Source organism: Bartonella melophagi K-2C (assembly GCF_000278255.1).
Lineage (GTDB): Bacteria > Pseudomonadota > Alphaproteobacteria > Rhizobiales > Rhizobiaceae > Bartonella > Bartonella melophagi.
Map to the genome: position 1 here is coordinate 103,186 of NZ_JH725084.1, position 2,028 is coordinate 105,213.

1 protein-coding gene and 1 tRNA gene are annotated in these 2,028 nt (G+C 31.8%); one reads left to right on the top strand and one right to left on the bottom strand.

Going from position 1 to position 2,028, the window contains the following annotated elements:
- The first annotated feature begins 206 nt into the window (after nucleotides 1-206).
- Nucleotides 207-296: transfer RNA gene (locus ME3_RS05615), tRNA-Ser, on the top strand.
- A gap of 1,542 nt (nucleotides 297-1,838) precedes the next feature.
- On the opposite strand, the gene ME3_RS07110 is transcribed toward ME3_RS05615, so the two are convergent.
- Nucleotides 1,839-2,028: hypothetical protein (locus ME3_RS07110; RefSeq protein WP_210160363.1), on the bottom strand; the 190-nt coding region annotated here is incomplete at its 5' end.

Genomic DNA, 2,028 nt, shown 5'->3' on the forward strand with positions numbered 1-2,028 from the left:
AAAGAGGGAAAAGCGCTTTCCTTTGTGGCGCCATTTAAGGGTCTGAGTGAAGCGCTTGTCTCTTTGCAATAAATAACAATCAAAAAATATGATTTTACCTATTTCAGCATTGTTTTAATGAATAATAAATAAAGTAATTTTTTATTGCTTAAAGTATATAATTTAAGCTTGCAGGTTATTTCTTTCTGAATATAGTACAAACCTCTGGAGAGGTGGCCGAGTGGTTGAAGGCGCACGCCTGGAACGCGTGTATATGGTAAAACATATCGAGGGTTCGAATCCCTCTCTCTCCGCCAGATTTTAATAAAATCAATAGGTTACGTAGAAGTTAGGGAAATTTTATTTCATTGGTTTTATTAAGTTTTTCAGATAATATCTCTTACCTTTTTATAGGTTTTGATTAATTCAAGAGTTAATTTTTTGTAGTGAGCACTCTTTGTATAGAGAGATGTCGTGTTATTTTCCATCCACCCAAAAGTTGTTTCCACATATAAAATTGCACCTCTGTATGAGTTGTTTTTATTATAGTTTGTGTTTTTAATCTATAAGCTGATTTTTTAATGTTTATTGTATTACATGCTCTTCTAAGCAAGTTACCAAAGGTTTTTTTGATAAATTTCTTGCTCTACTTGTCATTGATGAATATTCCATCACCCATAGGATAAATTCCGAGCGTTTTTACCGATTTAGGTAAGACGGGAAGAAGGACATCTATTTAGAATTTGCTTTTTTCTGTCTTTAAATGAATGATATTATTCGTTACGATTCTTCCCATAATATCGATGGTTCTTGTTCTTACGAAGGTGTTCACGCTTTTAAATAGGAACACAATCTACTTGTTAGGCAAACGCTCCACATTTTAATTGCTCTTGGTTTATCTACAAACACTCTCTGGTGTGAGCTTTGTAAAAGTTGCAATACAGCGATTACACACAAACTGCTATAAAAATAACCTAAAATACTACGGTAAAAACCAGTATTTCAAAAGGAAAAGTGGGTCAACATTAAGGAGAATGAAAGTGGTTATAAAAAAACACCTCCTCTAACCATTGAAGGTGATAGAAAAGATATCACAGCCAAGGTCTATATCAAGAAAACATCTCTTCCCGTAAAGGCAAAACTAATTGGTATTACTACATTTGACGCTCTTGTGATAACTGGCGGATCAAACACAACAAAGAAGGAAGTTGTTGAGACAGGAAGAAATTTTGTTTTAAATACACCAGCACAGCTAAGCTCTTTGTAAACATTTCTCATAATAAAAAGACTTCACAAGAAACAACCCCACTCAATAGTTACTGGTGTTATTGCTTAAGTATAAACTCCACCCATATCTTTACGTCCTTCTTCAAATAAAAAAACATTCATCAACACAGCATTATAAAAAATCTCAAATAATTATACTACCCTGCAAATTAACCCTCATAAACTATCATACACAAAAAATTAAAAACACTCCAATTTATTTACCAATAAACACCTCAAAAAGCCCACCCTAGCTTAAAAATAAACGCAACACAAAATACCTTACAGGAATTCGCTTTAAAAAATAAAATACCCACTTTAAATTTTTTACTCGTTATACATATACCCCCTTACCTTTAATATAAAGGCAAGTCACTTTTTGAAAAACCTAAAGATATAGAAGATATAGACTACCAATTAGATTAATCACATCATACCACGGAGGTTACAAATAACACCTACACTTTTAGCTCTAAATAATGCTTTTGGAAGAATAAAATACTCTCTTTGAAATACTCTAAAAACCTACATTACAAAGAATAACAAAAAGAGAACAAAAACTCTTCTTTAATATTCACCTAAAAAGTCGACTCTTAAGACTTTAAACTTTTAAAGGCCAATACTCCACTTTTATTGATTAAAAACTTTTGAGCCTCTTTTGAATCAATAAAACTCGACATGTTCTGATGACTAAACAGATTATTTAACGTTTCCATTTTAGAGGACTTATTATGAAAACCACACACTCTTATAAAGATAAAATCTAACTGATTATTCTCCTTA